This is a genomic window from Adlercreutzia agrestimuris, from assembly GCF_943193125.1.
GTDB classification, from domain to species: domain Bacteria; phylum Actinomycetota; class Coriobacteriia; order Coriobacteriales; family Eggerthellaceae; genus Xiamenia; species Xiamenia agrestimuris.
On the sequence record NZ_CALPCX010000002.1, the window covers coordinates 241,946 to 257,817 of the forward strand.

15 protein-coding genes are annotated in these 15,872 nt (G+C 45.1%); 12 read left to right on the top strand and 3 right to left on the bottom strand.

The window, feature by feature from the left end; all coding sequences use genetic code 11:
• The first annotated feature begins 1 nt into the window (after position 1).
• The 3 genes from NFR28_RS04205 to NFR28_RS04215 are packed head-to-tail and all read left to right on the top strand — an operon-like array spanning position 2 to position 3,436.
• Entirely contained in the window at positions 2-1,015 is a 1,014-nt protein-coding gene (locus tag NFR28_RS04205) for an ATP-grasp domain-containing protein (RefSeq protein ID WP_251178576.1), read from the top strand.
• A 19-nt stretch (positions 1,016-1,034) separates the two neighbouring features.
• Positions 1,035-2,237 carry a type III PLP-dependent enzyme domain-containing protein gene (locus NFR28_RS04210; RefSeq protein WP_251178577.1) on the top strand — a complete coding sequence of 401 codons (1,203 nt, stop codon included), beginning with the start codon at positions 1,035-1,037 and terminating at the stop codon, positions 2,235-2,237.
• A gap of 26 nt (positions 2,238-2,263) precedes the next feature.
• A complete protein-coding gene (locus tag NFR28_RS04215; RefSeq protein WP_251178578.1) occupies positions 2,264-3,436 on the top strand; it encodes an ATP-grasp domain-containing protein in 1,173 nt (390 codons plus the stop codon).
• 5 nt (positions 3,437-3,441) lie between these two features.
• Here the strand turns inward: NFR28_RS04215 and NFR28_RS04220 are convergent, their stop codons facing one another.
• On the bottom strand, positions 3,442-4,551 hold the full coding sequence (locus tag NFR28_RS04220; RefSeq protein WP_251178579.1) for a glycosyltransferase family 2 protein: 1,110 nt from the start codon (positions 4,549-4,551) through the stop codon (positions 3,442-3,444).
• Positions 4,552-4,682: 131 nt separating this feature from the next.
• Between NFR28_RS04220 and NFR28_RS04225 the strand changes: the two genes are divergently transcribed.
• The 8 genes from NFR28_RS04225 (at position 4,683) to NFR28_RS04260 (ending at position 13,333) form a co-directional block, all read left to right on the top strand.
• The gene (locus NFR28_RS04225) at positions 4,683-5,798 is read left to right on the top strand and encodes a DegT/DnrJ/EryC1/StrS family aminotransferase (protein WP_251178580.1); all 1,116 of its coding nucleotides are present in this window, start codon (positions 4,683-4,685) and stop codon (positions 5,796-5,798) included.
• 10 nt (positions 5,799-5,808) lie between these two features.
• On the top strand, positions 5,809-7,182 hold the full coding sequence (locus NFR28_RS04230; protein ID WP_251178581.1) for an NDP-hexose 2,3-dehydratase family protein: 1,374 nt from the start codon (positions 5,809-5,811) through the stop codon (positions 7,180-7,182).
• Positions 7,175-8,185 (top strand): Gfo/Idh/MocA family protein, encoded by a 1,011-nt coding sequence (locus NFR28_RS04235; RefSeq protein ID WP_251178582.1) that lies wholly within the window; start codon positions 7,175-7,177, stop codon positions 8,183-8,185. The genes NFR28_RS04230 and NFR28_RS04235 overlap by 8 nt, the downstream gene beginning before the upstream one ends.
• A 70-nt stretch (positions 8,186-8,255) precedes the next feature.
• Positions 8,256-9,149: a glucose-1-phosphate thymidylyltransferase RfbA gene (gene rfbA / locus NFR28_RS04240; RefSeq protein WP_251178583.1), complete on the top strand. Its 894-nt coding sequence runs from the start codon at positions 8,256-8,258 to the stop codon at positions 9,147-9,149.
• A 36-nt stretch (positions 9,150-9,185) separates the two neighbouring features.
• The gene (rfbB, locus tag NFR28_RS04245) at positions 9,186-10,259 is read left to right on the top strand and encodes a dTDP-glucose 4,6-dehydratase (RefSeq protein WP_251178584.1); all 1,074 of its coding nucleotides are present in this window, start codon (positions 9,186-9,188) and stop codon (positions 10,257-10,259) included.
• Positions 10,260-10,282: 23 nt separating this feature from the next.
• A complete protein-coding gene (locus tag NFR28_RS04250) occupies positions 10,283-11,875 on the top strand; it encodes a hypothetical protein (protein ID WP_251178585.1) in 1,593 nt (530 codons plus the stop codon).
• Positions 11,876-12,095: 220 nt separating this feature from the next.
• The gene (locus NFR28_RS04255; RefSeq protein WP_251178586.1) at positions 12,096-12,917 is read left to right on the top strand and encodes a J domain-containing protein; all 822 of its coding nucleotides are present in this window, start codon (positions 12,096-12,098) and stop codon (positions 12,915-12,917) included.
• The gene (locus tag NFR28_RS04260; RefSeq protein ID WP_251178587.1) at positions 12,914-13,333 is read left to right on the top strand and encodes an HIRAN domain-containing protein; all 420 of its coding nucleotides are present in this window, start codon (positions 12,914-12,916) and stop codon (positions 13,331-13,333) included. Before NFR28_RS04255 ends, NFR28_RS04260 begins: the two co-directional genes overlap by 4 nt.
• A gap of 17 nt (positions 13,334-13,350) precedes the next feature.
• Here the strand turns inward: NFR28_RS04260 and NFR28_RS04265 are convergent, their stop codons facing one another.
• Positions 13,351-13,893: a GNAT family N-acetyltransferase gene (locus NFR28_RS04265; protein WP_251178588.1), complete on the bottom strand. Its 543-nt coding sequence runs from the start codon at positions 13,891-13,893 to the stop codon at positions 13,351-13,353.
• A 123-nt stretch (positions 13,894-14,016) separates the two neighbouring features.
• Complete coding sequence (locus NFR28_RS04270) at positions 14,017-14,823, bottom strand: winged helix-turn-helix transcriptional regulator (protein ID WP_251178589.1); 807 nt, start codon at positions 14,821-14,823, stop codon at positions 14,017-14,019.
• 87 nt (positions 14,824-14,910) lie between these two features.
• On the opposite strand from NFR28_RS04270, the gene NFR28_RS04275 reads away from it, so the two are divergent.
• On the top strand, positions 14,911-15,849 hold the full coding sequence (locus NFR28_RS04275) for a putative ABC transporter permease (protein ID WP_251178590.1): 939 nt from the start codon (positions 14,911-14,913) through the stop codon (positions 15,847-15,849).
• Positions 15,850-15,872 lie beyond the last annotated feature (23 nt).

Sequence of the window (15,872 nt, forward strand, 5' to 3'; positions counted from 1 at the left end):
TGTGAATATATTATTGAGTTCCGCTGGTAGACGTAGCTATCTGGTCGAATACTTTAAGTCGGCAGTAGGCGGCGCTGGATGTGTCATTGCGGCGAATAGTGGTGACTGTCCGGCATTTTATGCTGCTGACGAATCGGTAATTACACCTCTTATTTACGATGAGAACTACATTCCATTCTTGTTGGATTATTGCGAGAAGCATGATATAGATTTGCTTATCCCGCTTTTTGATATCGATATTCCTGTACTAGCTCAGCATAAGGATCAGTTTGCTGCTTTGGGCACTTGTGTTGTTGTTCCTGATTATGAGATTGCACAAATCTGCAACGACAAATGGCAGACAGTGCAATATCTTGCAAAACACGATATTCAAGTACCGACCACTGCGCTTGGTCTTGAGCAGGCGCTTGAGATGCTTGCGAACGGAAGCCTTCAATATCCTGTGGTAGTAAAACCTCGATGGGGTATGGCTTCTATTGGTACTCATATTGCAACCAACGAGTCTGAACTTCGTGTTCTCTATGGAATTGTTGAGCGCGAAATTGCAGATTCCTATCTCAAATATGAATCTGCTGTTTGCATTGAGTCTTCAATCATTATTCAGAATATGCTTCCGGGTCAAGAGCACGGTTTAGATGTTATGTGTGACTTAGACGGCACATATCAAGCTACATCAGCAAAACAAAAAGTTGCTATGCGTTCAGGGGAAACTGATAGTGCCGTTGTGGTTGATTCTTCTTTGCTGCAAGAGCTGGGAAAGAAGTTAGCGCAGGTGTGTCCACACCCAGGAAACCTTGATGTAGATGTCTTTGTTGAAGGCGAGCAAGCTTGGGTGCTTGAGCTCAACGCACGTTTTGGCGGAGGGTATCCTTTTTCTCATGCTGCCGGCGTAGACTTGCCAAGCGCTTTGGTTCGTTGGCGTGAGGGTGAAGAGGTAGACCCTCAGATGCTTTTTGCGCAACCAGGGGTTAAGTCATACAAGGAGCTTCTTGTTAAGTTGGTTCCGACTCGCTAACGATCTTGAAAGGGTGCCAATGAAGCCTTATGAACAGCTCAACACTCCGTGCTTTATCTTTGATGAGGACGAGTTGCTTGGTAATATTCGAGCCTTTAGGAACTCCTTTGAAGCTTGCTGGGGGCAAGGTGGAGTAATCGTTGGTTATTCGGTTAAAACTACACCGATAGCTGGCTTGATTTCATGTGCAGTCAATGCGGGCTGTTATGCTGAGGTTGTATCTGATGACGAGTTTGCTCTTTCTTTGGAAGCAGGGTGTCCAGTAAAAGATATTGTTTTTAATGGGCCAATTAAAACAAAGCAGTGGCTTGATTTTGCGTTTGATCAGGGCTGCATAGTCAATATTGATTCAAAACGCGAACTTGCCTGGACTATCGATTACGCAAAAAGCCACGGAAGTGCACCTCGCGTTGGATTACGCATAAATTTTGATTTGGAAGCTGCGGCGCCAGGTCAATCTATGGCCGAAGCAGAAGGCGTACGTTTTGGCTTCTGCTTCGAAGATGGGTCTCTTGCTGAGGCAATAGCGCAATTGCGTGCTGCGGGAATTGAGCCAGCTGGGCTACACGCTCATTTTTCAACAAAAGATCATCTTCCTGAAACCTTCGCGGTGATAGCTCAGAGCGTTTGCGAAATAAAGGAATCCTTTGCGCTAAACGCCTTAGACTACGTAGATATGGGTGGAGGTTACTATGGTGGCGGTTTGCGCAGGAGTATGTATGACGATTATGCTCGCGCCATCACCGAACAACTCGTAAAGGCATTCGATCCTGATAAAGTAACGCTCGTTGTGGAACCGGGTGGTTCGGTATTGTGTACTCCAGGCTTTTATCTCGGTCGAGTAATTGATACGAAAACGGTGCGTGATAAAACCTTTGTTGTGACGGAATTGTCCAAGTTGAATTTAAATAGCACGGCGTTTGCACGGCGAGGATTTTCTTATGAACTCCTCATTAATGAGGATCGTAAAATTTTGGACAATCAGATTTTGTGTGGATACACCTGTATTGAAATGGATAGGCTGTGCGATCTAACTCAAGAGCCTGAGCTGCAGGCTGGTGATTTGGTATTGATTAGAAACGCCGGAGCTTATACTGCATCATTTACACCTCAGTTCTTTATTCAGGCACCTCCAGGCGTGTATCTGCAAAAGACTGATGGCACCTTTGAAGAACTTGTATCTCATTATCATCCGGTAGTTCCAAACCTAGAGGGCATTTAGGCGACAGCATAAAGAAAGGATCCCCTATGAAACGACTTATGATACTTGGTGCTAGCAGGGGACAAGTAGGGCTGTATGAGGCGTGCAAAAAACTCGGTATTTACAGCATTGCTGCAAGTATCGAAGGGGATTATCCCGGATTTGCGCTTGCAGACGAGATTTGCATCGTTGATATTTGTGACAAAGATGCAGTGCTTCAAAAAGCCAAAGCTCTTGAAATTGATGGAATTGTGACTTGTTGCATGGATACAGGTCTTCAGACGGTTGGTTATGTTGCATCTGAGTTAAAGCTCCCTGGCTTGAGCGCTCAAGCCGCATTAGATTGCGGCGACAAGCTTTGTATGAAGCGCCGATTGGTGCAAGAAGGTGTGCCAACTGCTCCTTTTGTTGAAATACACAAGGAAAGCGATCTGGAAACAATAGCCTCATTAGGATTACCGGTGGTTATAAAATCCTGTGCCTCGCAAGGAAGCAGCGGTGTTGTGGTTGCTTATGACGCCGACCAGGCGTATCAAGCTGCGCAAAACATGCTTTCTCAAGAAGGATTATGCATTGCTGAACAATTTTTGAGTGGCGAAGAATTTGGAGCTCAAGCTTGTGTAAACAATGGCGAAATAGTGTTTGTTATGCCCCATGGGGATATTACTTATACGTTGCAGGCTCCAATTCCCGTTGGACATTTTGTTCCGCTTGACGCTGGCCAGCGCGTAGTAGATGATGCTGTAGTAGTTTCTGAACAGGCAATACGTGCACTAGATTTGGATAATTGCGCTGTAAATATAGACATCATGAATACCGAACAAGGTTGTATGATTTTAGAGTTAACCGGTAGAGCAGGTGCTAATACTTTGCCTGAATTAGTAAGTGCTGCATACGGGGTAGACTACTACGAGAAAATTGCACTTATTGCTGTTGGTGAAACCATTGATAAAGAGCAATTTGATCTTAAGGATTTGACCGCATTAGGCAAAATGGAGTACGTCTTAGAGGATGGCGTTCTAGAAGAATTTGATCCAGTAAAGCTCAACAACTCGGTTGCCAATTTGCGCACTTTCGTTAAACCAGGATCAGCTGTTCATGCGTTCTCATCGCTTCATGATTGCGTTGGCCAGATTGTTGTAACAGGGGATAGTCTCAACACGTGCAAGGCGTTAGAGCAAGCCCAATTTGAACAGAGTTTTAAGATTGCATATGCCTGAGGTTTTTACCAGTAGGTGCGAAATGCAGTAACAGCAACATCTTTGAGGCGCTTAATACGTGCGCCAATTGAGGCATTATAAGGGGGAAGCGGTAGCTTTTTGGCTAAAAGACTCATTGTCGGCTTGATGTTAGACACAGTGATTGTTGTGGGCAATGAGACGCGAAGAACGCTGTTAATGCGGGACTTTTGGCTTTCTAGAATGTCTGCAAGTTTTTCAGGGCTTTCGGTTTCTTGGGTTCCTTTGATAAGTTTAGCGAGATCGTCTCGTTCTCTTGTTTGTAATGCTTTCACAATGCGCCGCGCTGGTTTGGTGACAGTGAAGAAATTGATGAGACCTTCATCAATTTCAATACTTCCTGTTTTGCTTTTCGCCCAAAAATCATAGCGTGAAACAAAATCAAAGTCTGTGGATCCGGTACGTCGATAGATCGACATAACCTCGTCTAGGTAGCCAAACTTGCCGGTATTAACTTGAATACACCACATAGGATAGTCACTAAAACCATGCCCTCTGATCCAATCAGGGAAGCCAATAGTGTAATCCCAGCGTATGAACATTGAAGAGGTGTGAACAAAGCCGAACGGTATATAGTTAACGAGACGGTAGGTTTTTTTCTTGAAGAAGCGAATATTGCCAGAAGGCCAGCGTAGTTTTCCATCTTTTGTATGACTGAAGTCTTTTCGCTGAAACCAAGTTCCGCCAACGCTTTCATCATGAATCTCAACATCATGAAAACATGCGCGAAGCTTTGTATGTGCTTCAAGGTAATCGAATTGCTTTTGTAGCTTGTTTGGGTCTGTCCAAAAATCATCACCATCGCAAAAGGCAACATAAGGAGTGCGGGCTTTGCTGAGAAGGTCTTGCCAGTTTTTTCCGCCTCCTACATTCGTTTCGCGATAAAAGGCAAAAACCTGATTTGGGAAACGTTGCGCAAACTCATCTATGATTTCACGCGTGTTGTCTGTGGAGCAATCGTCTCCTACAAACACAACAAATGGAAATGATGTTTGTTGCGAAACTATTGATTGTAAGGCTTGCTCAATATAGTTCTCATGGTTATAGGTGATGCAGATGACAGTTACTTGCGGTTGCTGATCAAGCTGGTTTTTCATCGATTGTCCCTTAAGCGATTGGCGTAAAAGCTGCAGTTTGTGCAAAGACATTCTTGGCAAGAAGAGGTGTACTTAAGAATATAGTACAATACTTTAGTTAAATTAGCTTATCTAAGCGCAAAGGAGCTTCCATGCCATCGGTTGAACAGATATTTGTCACAAAGCCGTCTATGCCCACCAAAGAAGAATACTTTGAGGAGGTATCTGGTTTATGGGAAACAGGTATCCTGACGCATAGTGGCGTAAAGCATCAGGAGCTTGAGCACAAGCTTTGTGAGTTGCTTGGTGTTGAATACATGACACTATTTACGAATGGACATTTAGGTCTTGAAGCTTGTTTTTCGACGCTTCCTCGTGGCGGTGAAGTAATAACTACGCCGTTTACGTTTGTTTCCACAACACTAGCTATCGCTCGTGCAGGATTAACGCCAGTATTTTGCGATATTGAACCTGAGACGTATACGATTGATCCGGCAAAAATTGAAGCTGCGATAACCTCAAACACGGTAGCTATTGCGCCTGTGCATGTGTATGGCAACGTGTGCGATTGCGCTGCGATAGACGAGATTGCTCAGCGATACAATTTAACAGTGATTTACGATGCTGCACATGCGTTTGGTGAACAAGTTGATGGTCGGGGTATTGCGTCTTTTGGTGATATGTCGATGTTTAGCTTTCATGCCACAAAAGTGTTCAACACCGGTGAAGGCGGCGGTGTTGCTTGCCACAATCCCGAAATTAAGCGTGCTCTTGATGCTTGGAAGTATTATGGGTTTGAAACAAGCGGTGGAGACGTTGAGGTTGTTGGGGCAAATGCCAAGATGACTGAATTTGCTGCCGCTATGGGCCTTTGCAATCTTCGCCATTTTGAAGAAGAGCAAAAAAAGCGTCAACAAGCATATGATAGATATAAGCATAATTTAGCGCATGTTGAGGGAATTCACTTTTGTCCCGAACAGCCACAGGTGAAAAGCAATCATGCATATTTGCCTTTGACTATTGAAGCGCAATACTACGATAGAGATGCTGTAGTCTCACGTATGGACGAGGCTGGTGTTCACCCTCGCAAATACTTCTATCCATTAACATCGGAATATAGCTGCTTTGACTATCTGCAGGTTGATCCGCATGATACGCCGATTGCTTTTAAAGCTTCGCGAGAAGTAATAACACTTCCTCTGTATGCTGGCCTAACTGATCAGCAAGTAGATCGGGTTTGTGAAGTCCTGGTAGAAGCATTGGCTTAAGGAGGGCTTTGTGGCGTTCGGTGAATTAACAGCAGCTGATTTTTTTGCTTCCTGGCAGGCCAAAGCAGGAATTCATTCTTTAGCTGAGGTAGACGAATGGGTTTCACGCCGCAACAAAACGGTAGCGGTTGCTATAAATAAAATCACGCTCGATGATTGTAGTGGTTGGGCGCTTTACGAAGACGAAGGGGTCATTCGCAACGATGCAGGATCCTTTTTTCAAGTTGCCGGCATGAGGGCTTTTGTCGATGGCGGTGGCGTTGTTGAGCAACCTGTATTACTGCAAAACGAAATTGGTTATCTTGGCATTTTGTGTGCTAAGTTTAATGGTGTTTTGCATGTGCTGATGCAAGCAAAAATTGAGCCGGGAAATGTGAATTGCGTTCAACTTTCGCCTACTATTCAAGCTACAAAATCGAATTTTACTCAAGCGCATAAAGGGGCTGTTCCGGCGTATCTAGAATGGTTTCGTGACGCCAATCCAGCAAACGTGGTGGTTGATCTTTTGCAGTCTGAGCAAGGTTCACGTTTTCTGGAAAAGCGTAATCGCAACATCATGGTGTATACGGATCAACCAGTGGAAGTGTTGCCAAGTCATTGTTGGATGACCTTGGGCCAAGTGGCTCATTATATGCAGCAAGACAACATGGTAAATATGGATGCACGAACAGTTCTTTCATGTATACCTTACGATATTCTGCCTCGCGGTAATGCGCATGATTGGCCTGAGGTACAGGTACTTTCAGCTAGCCCAAATTGGGATGAATATGAACAAGCCGTACGCCTCATCAATGACCATAAAATGTTTTCAGTTGGTCGCAGAGAGTTGGTTTCGCTTACCGAACTTCAAGATTGGGAGATTACGCAAGAAGATATTCACTGTGTGTACGACTATCCTTATCGTGTGGTCTTTTGCGATATAGACATTGAAGGGCGCGAGGTTCGTCATTGGTGTCAGCCCCTCTTTGAGGCACAGGGTAAGGCGTTTTTTGGCTTACTTGGTCGAAAAGGTGAGCAGGGTCTAGAATTCTTGGTTCGCTTAGCTCCTGAGATTGGTGCATTTGATAGCGTTGAACTAGGTCCAACTGTTCAACGTGAGGCTCATGCAACAAACGAGCCATCTGATATGGATGCATACTTCTTTTCGTTGCTTGAGCAAGGCGATGCGATAGTAGATGTTTTGCAATCAGAAGAAGGCGGCCGATTTTACCATGAAGAGAATCGCAACGTCATCATTATCGCTGATGTTGCTGCTCTTGACGCACCGCAAGGGTTTGTTTGGTGTAGCTATATGACGTTGGTAAGGTTATGCCAAGAGCGCTATGTCAATATTCAGCTGAGAAATGTGTTGTCGTTATTGGGAGTGGTGTTTGCAAATGCTTAAGATTGGGATTTTATCTCCTTCCGATATAGCTGTTCGCCGTTTCATTCCCGCTCTTAAGGCTTCTGCGCAGGCTGAATTTGCGGGTATTGCTTGCGCGAGCGCACAAGAGCGAGGGGTGCAAGTAGACGAGAAACATCTGTCTGAAAGTCAGAAAAAGACACGTCAGATTGCAGAGCAATATGGGGCTCGAGCATTTGATAGCTATGAGGATCTTTTAAATGATGAAAGCATAGATGCTGTTTATCTGCCTTTACCTCCAGCGTTGCATGAGCGATGGGGTCTGTGTGCACTTGAGCATGGTAAGCATGTCATGCTTGAAAAGCCCTCGACACCCGATGTTCTTTCCACTGAACGTTTGGTTGATGAAGCTTCCAAACGCAATTTAGCACTTCATGAAAACTATGCCTTCATTTACCACGATCGAGTAAAAAGAATACAAGAATTAATCTGTGACGGAGCTCTTGGGGAGCTTCGTAACGTACGCGCTGCGTTTGGTTTTCCTTATCGAGGAGAATCTGATTTTCGTTATCATCAATCCATGGGCGGTGGTGCCTTGCTGGACTGCGGCGGTTATCCTATTCGATTAGCAACGTTATTGTTGGGTGAAAATGCCTCTGTTCGGGGAGCCATGTTGGCTTCTACTCGAAATCATGATGTAGATGTGTACGGCTCCTTGGCATTAGTTGACGATGATAATGTGTCGGCTCAGCTGTCTTTTGGTATGGATAACGCTTATAAGTGCGATTTAGAGATCTGGGGATCTTTGGGATATTTACGAGCGGATCGTATCTTTACGCCACCAGCCGATATGGAAACATCCATTGAGATCACTGGTAATACTGAAGCTGCTGGTACGTATGCTTGTTCGCCATGTGATCAGTTTCAAAGATCTATTGAGCATTTTGTTCTCTGTGCAAACGATCAGCTTGTTAGGGAACAAACATATAATCAGGTGATTAAGCAAGCTTCACTGGTAAAATCTACTTTTGAAGAAGCGCAGTAATATTGTTTTGTTTGTACTGTATAGTGGAATGGCATATGGTGCAAGATAGTTAAGAAAGGCGAGATTGCCAATGAAAGGTATCGTGCTGGCAGGCGGTTCAGGTACGCGATTGTATCCGTTGACAACGGTTACCTCCAAGCAACTTCTTCCGGTTTATGACAAACCGATGATTTATTACCCGCTCTCAACGCTCATGCTGGCGGGAATTCGTGAGATTCTTATTATCTCTACTCCGCACGACCTGCCGAATTTCAAGCGGCTGTTGCGCGATGGCTCTCAGTTTGGCTTGCGGCTCTCTTATGCTGAGCAGCCAGAACCAAATGGATTAGCACAAGCATTTGTGATCGGCGAAGAGTTTATTGCTGGAGATCCTTGTGCGTTGGTTTTGGGCGATAATATTTTCTACGGAAACGGCTTGGGTCGACATCTTATTCGCGCTAAGAATAACGAACGCGGTGCGACGGTGTTTGGTTATTATGTTGATGATCCTGAGCGCTTTGGTGTTGTTGAGTTTGATGACGATGGCGTAGCTATCTCTATTGAGGAAAAGCCAGAGAATCCCAAGTCAAACTATGCAGTTACCGGTTTGTACTTCTACGACAACCGCGTGTGTGAATTTGCTAAGCAGGTGGAACCTTCTGCGCGCGGTGAATATGAGATCACAAGCTTAAATCAGATGTACTTAGAGGACGGATCACTCAACGTTGTGACGCTGGGTCGTGGCTATTCATGGCTTGATACTGGTACGGTAGATTCGCTCTTTGAGGCAGCTGAGCTGGTACGCGTCGTAGAGAATTCGCAACATTTGCAAATTGCATCACTTGAAGAGATTGCGTATCGCAATAATTGGATTTCACTTGATACCGTGCGCGAGTCTGCTCAGAAATACGGTAAGTCGCCGTATGGTGAGTACCTCCAGCGTGTTGCTAATGGTGAGATTTATAACCCCAAACGCGATGATTAATCTGAGATTGCGTGCTAGAACGGAAAGATGACTACTATGACTACAACATATTTGGTAACCGGCGGTGCTGGTTTTATTGGGTCAAATTTTGTGCTGTACATGCTTGAAAAGCACGACGACATTCGCATTGTGAATGTTGATAAGCTTACCTATGCTGGCAATCTGGAGAATCTTAAAACCATTGAGGATGACCCGCGCCATATCTTTGTGCAAGCAGATATTTGCGACAAAGAGGCCATGCGTAATTTGTTTAAAGAATACGATCCCGATTATGTGGTGAACTTTGCTGCAGAATCACACGTTGATCGCTCCATTGAGACGCCAGAAATTTTCGCCCAGACAAACGTGATGGGTACTGTGAACTTGCTTAATGTTGCTCGTGAGGCTTGGGAGCAAGAGGACGGAAGCTACCCCGAGGGCAAAAAGTACCTGCAGGTTTCAACCGATGAGGTTTACGGATCGTTGCCTTTGGATGATCCTGAGGCATTCTTCCGTGAAGACACTCCGCTTTCACCGCATTCGCCCTATTCGTCTTCAAAAGCAGCATCAGATATGTTTGTGCAAGCCTACGGTGACACCTATGGCATGCCGATCAATATTACGCGCTGCTCAAATAATTACGGGCCGTTCCAATTCCCGGAAAAGCTTATCCCGCTCATGATTAATAATGCTCTTGAACATAAATCGCTGCCGGTATATGGTGATGGTCTCAATGTGAGAGATTGGTTGTATGTGGCAGACCATTGCAAGGCCATAGATATGGTGCTTTCTGATGGCGTTGTAGGAGAGGTTTACAACGTTGGCGGCCATAACGAGCGTCCGAACATCTTTATTGTGAAGAAGATCATTGAAGAGTGCTCACGCGCGGTGGATGACCCTGAAATAACCGAATCGCTCATTACTTATGTGCAGGATCGCAAGGGGCATGATCGTCGTTACGGTATTGCGCCTGACAAGATTAAAGCCGATTTGGGCTGGTATCCTGAGACCAAGTTTGAAGATGGCATTGTCTTGACCATCAACTGGTATCTGGATCATAAGGACTGGATGGAAAACGTAACAAGTGGGGAATATCGCGAATACTACGAGCAAATGTACGCAGGAAGATAGCATAAGCAAGAAAGGAGAAGGGGATGATGGGGCAAAAACGAGCGTCTCAAGGTGTGGGGCATAAAGCTTTGTCGATACTGTTAGCAGTGTCGTTGGCTTCTTTTGTTCCGGGAATGGCTTTGGCTGATGAGACAGGTTTAGCAGAAGAGGTTGACATTCAGGGAGCAGTACCTGCCGAGGATGACGCAGTTGCTACTACCGACGACGGTGTTATTGATGCTTCTAGTGAAGAAACCGAGGAAGCTAACAATCAGCAAGTACCTGTTGTAAATAATGCCGAAGAAGTTACAACTGAAGAAACCGAGAACGTGGTATTAGAGGATAGCGAAGAGGTTGTCGTACCCGTTATTGAACCAGTTGATACCATTGAAAATGCTGCGGTTATTGAGAACGAAGAAAGTGACGCTAGCGCGGTTATGCTTGATGATGCCCTGATTGCTCCTCAAGCAAATTACGATGATCAGATATCTGCTCAAGCGTCTTATCCTACTATCTATGAGCGTGAAAACAACAACAACTCTTACGATGGTCGTCCTCATGTGGTGCCAGTAAACACCCATATAAAGGGAAGAACTAGCAGCAATTCCGACGACGACTGGTTCCGTTTTACTCTTTCATCGCCTGCAAAGGTCTCAATCAAATTCCAGCACCCGCGCCTTTTGACCGGATATGGACAGTGGCATATTGATGTTTACGAAGGAGCAAATCCTGGCGATTACAGTAAAACCAGGCTTTATTCACGAGATATCACTGGTCTGGAGACGTTGGTGTCAATTCCTGCACTCGGCTTAGGTAGTGGTTCGTATTTGATTCAAATTAAGCCCTATACCTATTCTTATTGGTCAAGCAAAACTTACGACCTGTTTATCGGTTCAACGCAAACATCTGCATGGGAGACTGAGTATAACGATGGTGAAAACTATGCAGACTCCATCTCAACTGGAAAACGCGTTTATGGAACGACTTGCGACAATGGCGACGAAGATTGGTACCGTTTCACCATTAGCAATCCTTCAAAAGTGACAGTAAATTTTAAGCATGCAAGGCGAAACACTAACTATGATCAATGGCATTTACGTATTCGCAATTTGAGTAACCGCGTTATTGTGGATCGCTATATTACTGGTATTCAGACCAACGTGACAACTATTCCGATAGGGCTGCCCGTTGGCTCATATCTCATCCAGATTACGCCAGCTTCCAATAGCTATTGGTCATCAACACCATATAACTTCGTGGTGAACGCTACAAAGACGAATGTGTGGGAAAAAGAGTTAAACGATTACTCAGACAATGCTACTTCTATGGCATTGAAGACGCGAATGTATGGCACAATCCGTGATTCATATGACACAGATTGCTATCGTTTCTCAATATCTCGCTCTGGTCGATATACGCTCAATTTTAGGCATCCAAAACGGAACACTTCAGCTGGTCAGTGGTATGTTTCAGTATATGAGCTGAACGGAAGACGGGTGACTCGCATGGAGGTTACAGGCTTGCAAACTAGTAAGTCGATGGCGCTTGATCTGCCGGTAGGTGCCTATTATGTTCAGGTGGAGGGTTACTCTTATAGCCTATGGTCTTCTGCCACATATAATTTTGCTATAAGTTAGCGAATTCTGTAGCAACGTGAGAATGAATAGGATGCTAGCACTAGCTAGCATCCTATTTTTTTGGCAATGAGCAGCAGCAAATTTTTGCAAATTCCATCATGCGTGAAGGGTACTTTTGAGTGTTGAGCGCGTGCGGTATTGTGACCAAGTATGGGACAACCTCCTGTTTGAAGACATGTCATACTGTATGCATTGTGACAAGGGTAGGAGAGATGTTCGCATGAGTTTTGAGGTTACAAGCGAAGAGAGCAAGCGCAAAAAGCTTGAAGCAGTGCGCCAGCAGATTATAGAGACACTGCTTGAGATTGATGACCTTATTCTGCAGGTCATTCCACAGATTCAGGTAGAGTATGTCAAAAACGTTGGTTACCTGGAAGATGATCTGTTCAAGTGGCAAATCAAAGCACGTCGCGCAAGGAGGCAATTTGGCCTCATGCAAGCTGCAGCAAATAGAGGTGAACGAGCGCAAGCAGAAAAAATTGCAGTAGCGCTTGAGGATGAGTTTGCTGCATGGGAGGCGCTGATTATGCAGCGCAGTGCAGAGCAACTGGAACTTTTAGAGCGTTTCAGTAATGCACGCGTACTTTCGGAAGCCGAATCCCGAGCATTAAAAAAGCTGCATCGTGTGCTGATCAAGCGGCTTCATCCTGATCTTCATGGAGAATTGCCTGATGAGGCGCATCGCTTTTTCCTCATTGCTCAGTCGGCCTACGAGAACGGAGATATTGAAACCCTGCGAATGGTGGCAACAGCTACCGAAGAATACGAGACTGAAGAGAGTGTTGCTTCCAATAATGAAGAGGCGCTGAGTGAATCGCAGCTTGAGATAGATTTGACAATGGCGCAAGCACAACTCAGCCTTGCTCAAGAAAAGCTTGCGAACATCAAAAGCACTCCTCCGTACAATTTTGTTGAGTTGCTTGAAAACCCAAAAAAGCTTGCTAGTCGCAGGGCTGAGTTGAAGGCGCTTATTGAGCAGCAAAAAGAAGTCTATGCAAGCTATAAGCAAAAGATTATTGAATTGGGAGGGGAGGTCTTATGAGCAATGCGCAGGGTTATACAGGTGAAGCAGGCCTTTCTATTGTCACTCAAGCAAATCAGCTCGGACTAGTAGGAAACGCATCTCTTTCAGTGCCAATGCCTTTTGAGTCCGAGATTATTCTCTATGACGAATTAAGAATAGCCGGCACTACCCACGTAAAGAATATTGACGAAATTATTGCGGAAATACCCGATGAAGCGCAGCTTGTCTTAATACGCGAACCGCAGAATCAAGCAGATGAACGCGCTATTCGTATTGAGCACAATGGTAAAAAGATGGGCTACATTCCAGCTGACCATAACTTTTTACTGGCACGCCTTATGGACGGCGGCAAAACGCTCAAAGCTAAACTTCTCTCATACGAATTGCGCGATAGTTGGTGGCGCGTATATGTCCAAATAAGTCTTGTTGACTAATGCGCTTGCTGCCGCGCTTAGCCCATGCTTTCCCAATCGTCGCGTGATAGGCGGCTTGCGCGCAGACTGACAACCTCGTTGGTGAGCTCGCTGTAATACTGTGGAATGTCGTGATCAAAGGTGAATCCGAGCTTCTCTTGTACGCGTAATGAGTTTGCATTCTCCAAGTTGGCAGTGCACCAAATTTCTTGCATACCAAGAGTGGTAAAAGCATGACGAATTAATTCACGAGATGCTTCGGGGATAAGTCCTTGACCCCAGTAGGGTACACCAATCCAATAGCCAAGTTCGCATGCGTCTTCAGGCAGAGAAATAGTGCAATTATCGCCAAACAAAAAGCCGGCACTTCCAATGGGTTTGCCTGTTTCCTTGAGAACAACAGCATATGTTTCTGGCGCTGAAAAGACTTGGCGAATAATCTGCAAACTTTCCTGAACGCTTGCATGCGGCGGCCAGCCTGCAATAGGACCAACGGCGGGGTCTTTTGCATAGGCGTATAACTCTTCTGCATCGGATTCTTCCCAGGTGCGAAGAATGAGTCTCTTTGTCTCTAATGTCATAATTGCTTCCTTTGCATTACTGTGTTGCATTGTATAGTGTATCTGCAAAACATCTGATCAGGTGATATTTCTGGGCCGCAGAGACTGTGGTGAAAAGCGAGCAAGCAAAACAACATTGTAAGCTTAACGCAAAAATTGAAGAGGCTCATTGATGACGTTGAAGAGAGCGTCGCCCGATGCCAGTGCCACCTGCAAGCCGTTATGTGCGCTGAGCATTTCAAATTGATCACATGCCCTGGTAAGCACAAGTGCAGGGAGAATGGGCAAGCGAGAACCCAGGACCACTTGCAGATAAGGGATATACTTTGCTGCCTGATCAACTTCAGATTGCGGTGCTTCATCTTTCATTTTGAACTCAAGCGAAAAGGCGCAACGTGGTGCAATGAGCACTACATCAGCATAAATACGTATCCATTTGCCAGTTTTAATACGCAGTTCAAATACCAACTCCCAGTCTGCGCAGGTAACGCCATAGGCGTATAAGTCGTCGAAAAGCTGCCGCATGGTTTCACGAGTGTCGCAAAATGAGTGAATTAATCCGCGCGTATCATTTAAGTTGCGCCCGATGCGAACACAGCCTGCCTTGAGTTCTTCAAGCCACGCTGCCTCTTCAAGTCTCATGAATTCTTCCACTGAGCCATACCAGCCTGCATATTCAAAAAGACCTACATGGGGTATTCGTTGCTGGATGAGACAGTGCCATTGAAATGCGTCGTCGTGATAGCAGAGGTCGCGAACGAAAGGGTTGTTATAAAGCTGTTGATTAATGCTTTTACGATCAAGGTTTAGTTGGTTGGCTATTTCGCGCGCAGTGATGCCGTCGTTTGAGGCTATGACCTCGTATATCTTTGATTGCAAGAGATTCTTTGCGTGTTGCGAGTTACTATGGTGAGAGTCGCTTAGGTATTTGGCAAAGTTTCCTGTTGACATCTTCTCTCCACTTTTTGCAAAGATTTCTTAGCTATAATTGAGCACTCAGCTTAAGTTTTACCGACATTAAACTGACCAGGATATAACATGCTTTTTTCTATTATCTCTCTCGTAGCCACTATTCTCATTGCTATTTTTGTTTTTTGGTGCATCAGCGCATTTTGGTCGTGGCTTGGTCGCGGTAAACAAGTAAGACGCGTTTATGATCAAGATCTTATTTCTGCTGACATTAAGGCAAAGATTCAAGAAATAGATGCAATAAAGGCAGCTCAAAAACTCAACAAAGGGAATCGTCGTGCCGTTGTTCGCTTGAATAGACGACAGAGAAGCGAAGTGCAAAAAGCAGAACGACAAGTGCGAGATGAGTTTTTGAACCATCTGAGGCTTGGCTGGTATCAGATCGTCATGGTGTTTTTTATTGGCTCAGTATTAGGACTGCTACTTGAAGAAGCTTGGATGTTTGTGACGGCAGGAGTTACTGAAAGCCGCGTGGGTTTGGTGTGGGGTCCATTTAGCCCGCTTTATGGTGTTGGGGCAGTGTTGCTGACATTGGTTACCTTCAAGCTGCGTCAAATGCATGCATCTGGTCTTGTGGTTTTTGTTGTCTCTATGATAGTGGGCGGCCTGCTTGAACAGTTGACTGGATGGGGTATGGAGACGTTTTTTGGCGCGGTATCGTGGGACTACATTGCAGGCGGCATACCGGGTGCCATCACCAAATGGGTGGCAGTGCCTTTTTTGTTTTTCTGGGGCATTCTTGGCTATGTTTGGTACAAACTCATTATGCCCGATCTTTTGTGGGCGCTTGGTGTTCCCACTACGCGGAGAAAAGCAATTTTTGTCACCCTGCTTTCGATATATCTTGTCGCCGATATTTTCATGACTATCATGTGTTTTGAACGCAGGGCAGAGCGCGACGAAGGTATTCCTCCCGCGAATGCCTTCGAAGCGTGGATTGATGAAAATTTCAACAACAATTTTATGTCTGAGCACTTTCAAAATATGGTGATTGGCGGACAAGACTAAGAATTTGATCTGCGTAACTCTTA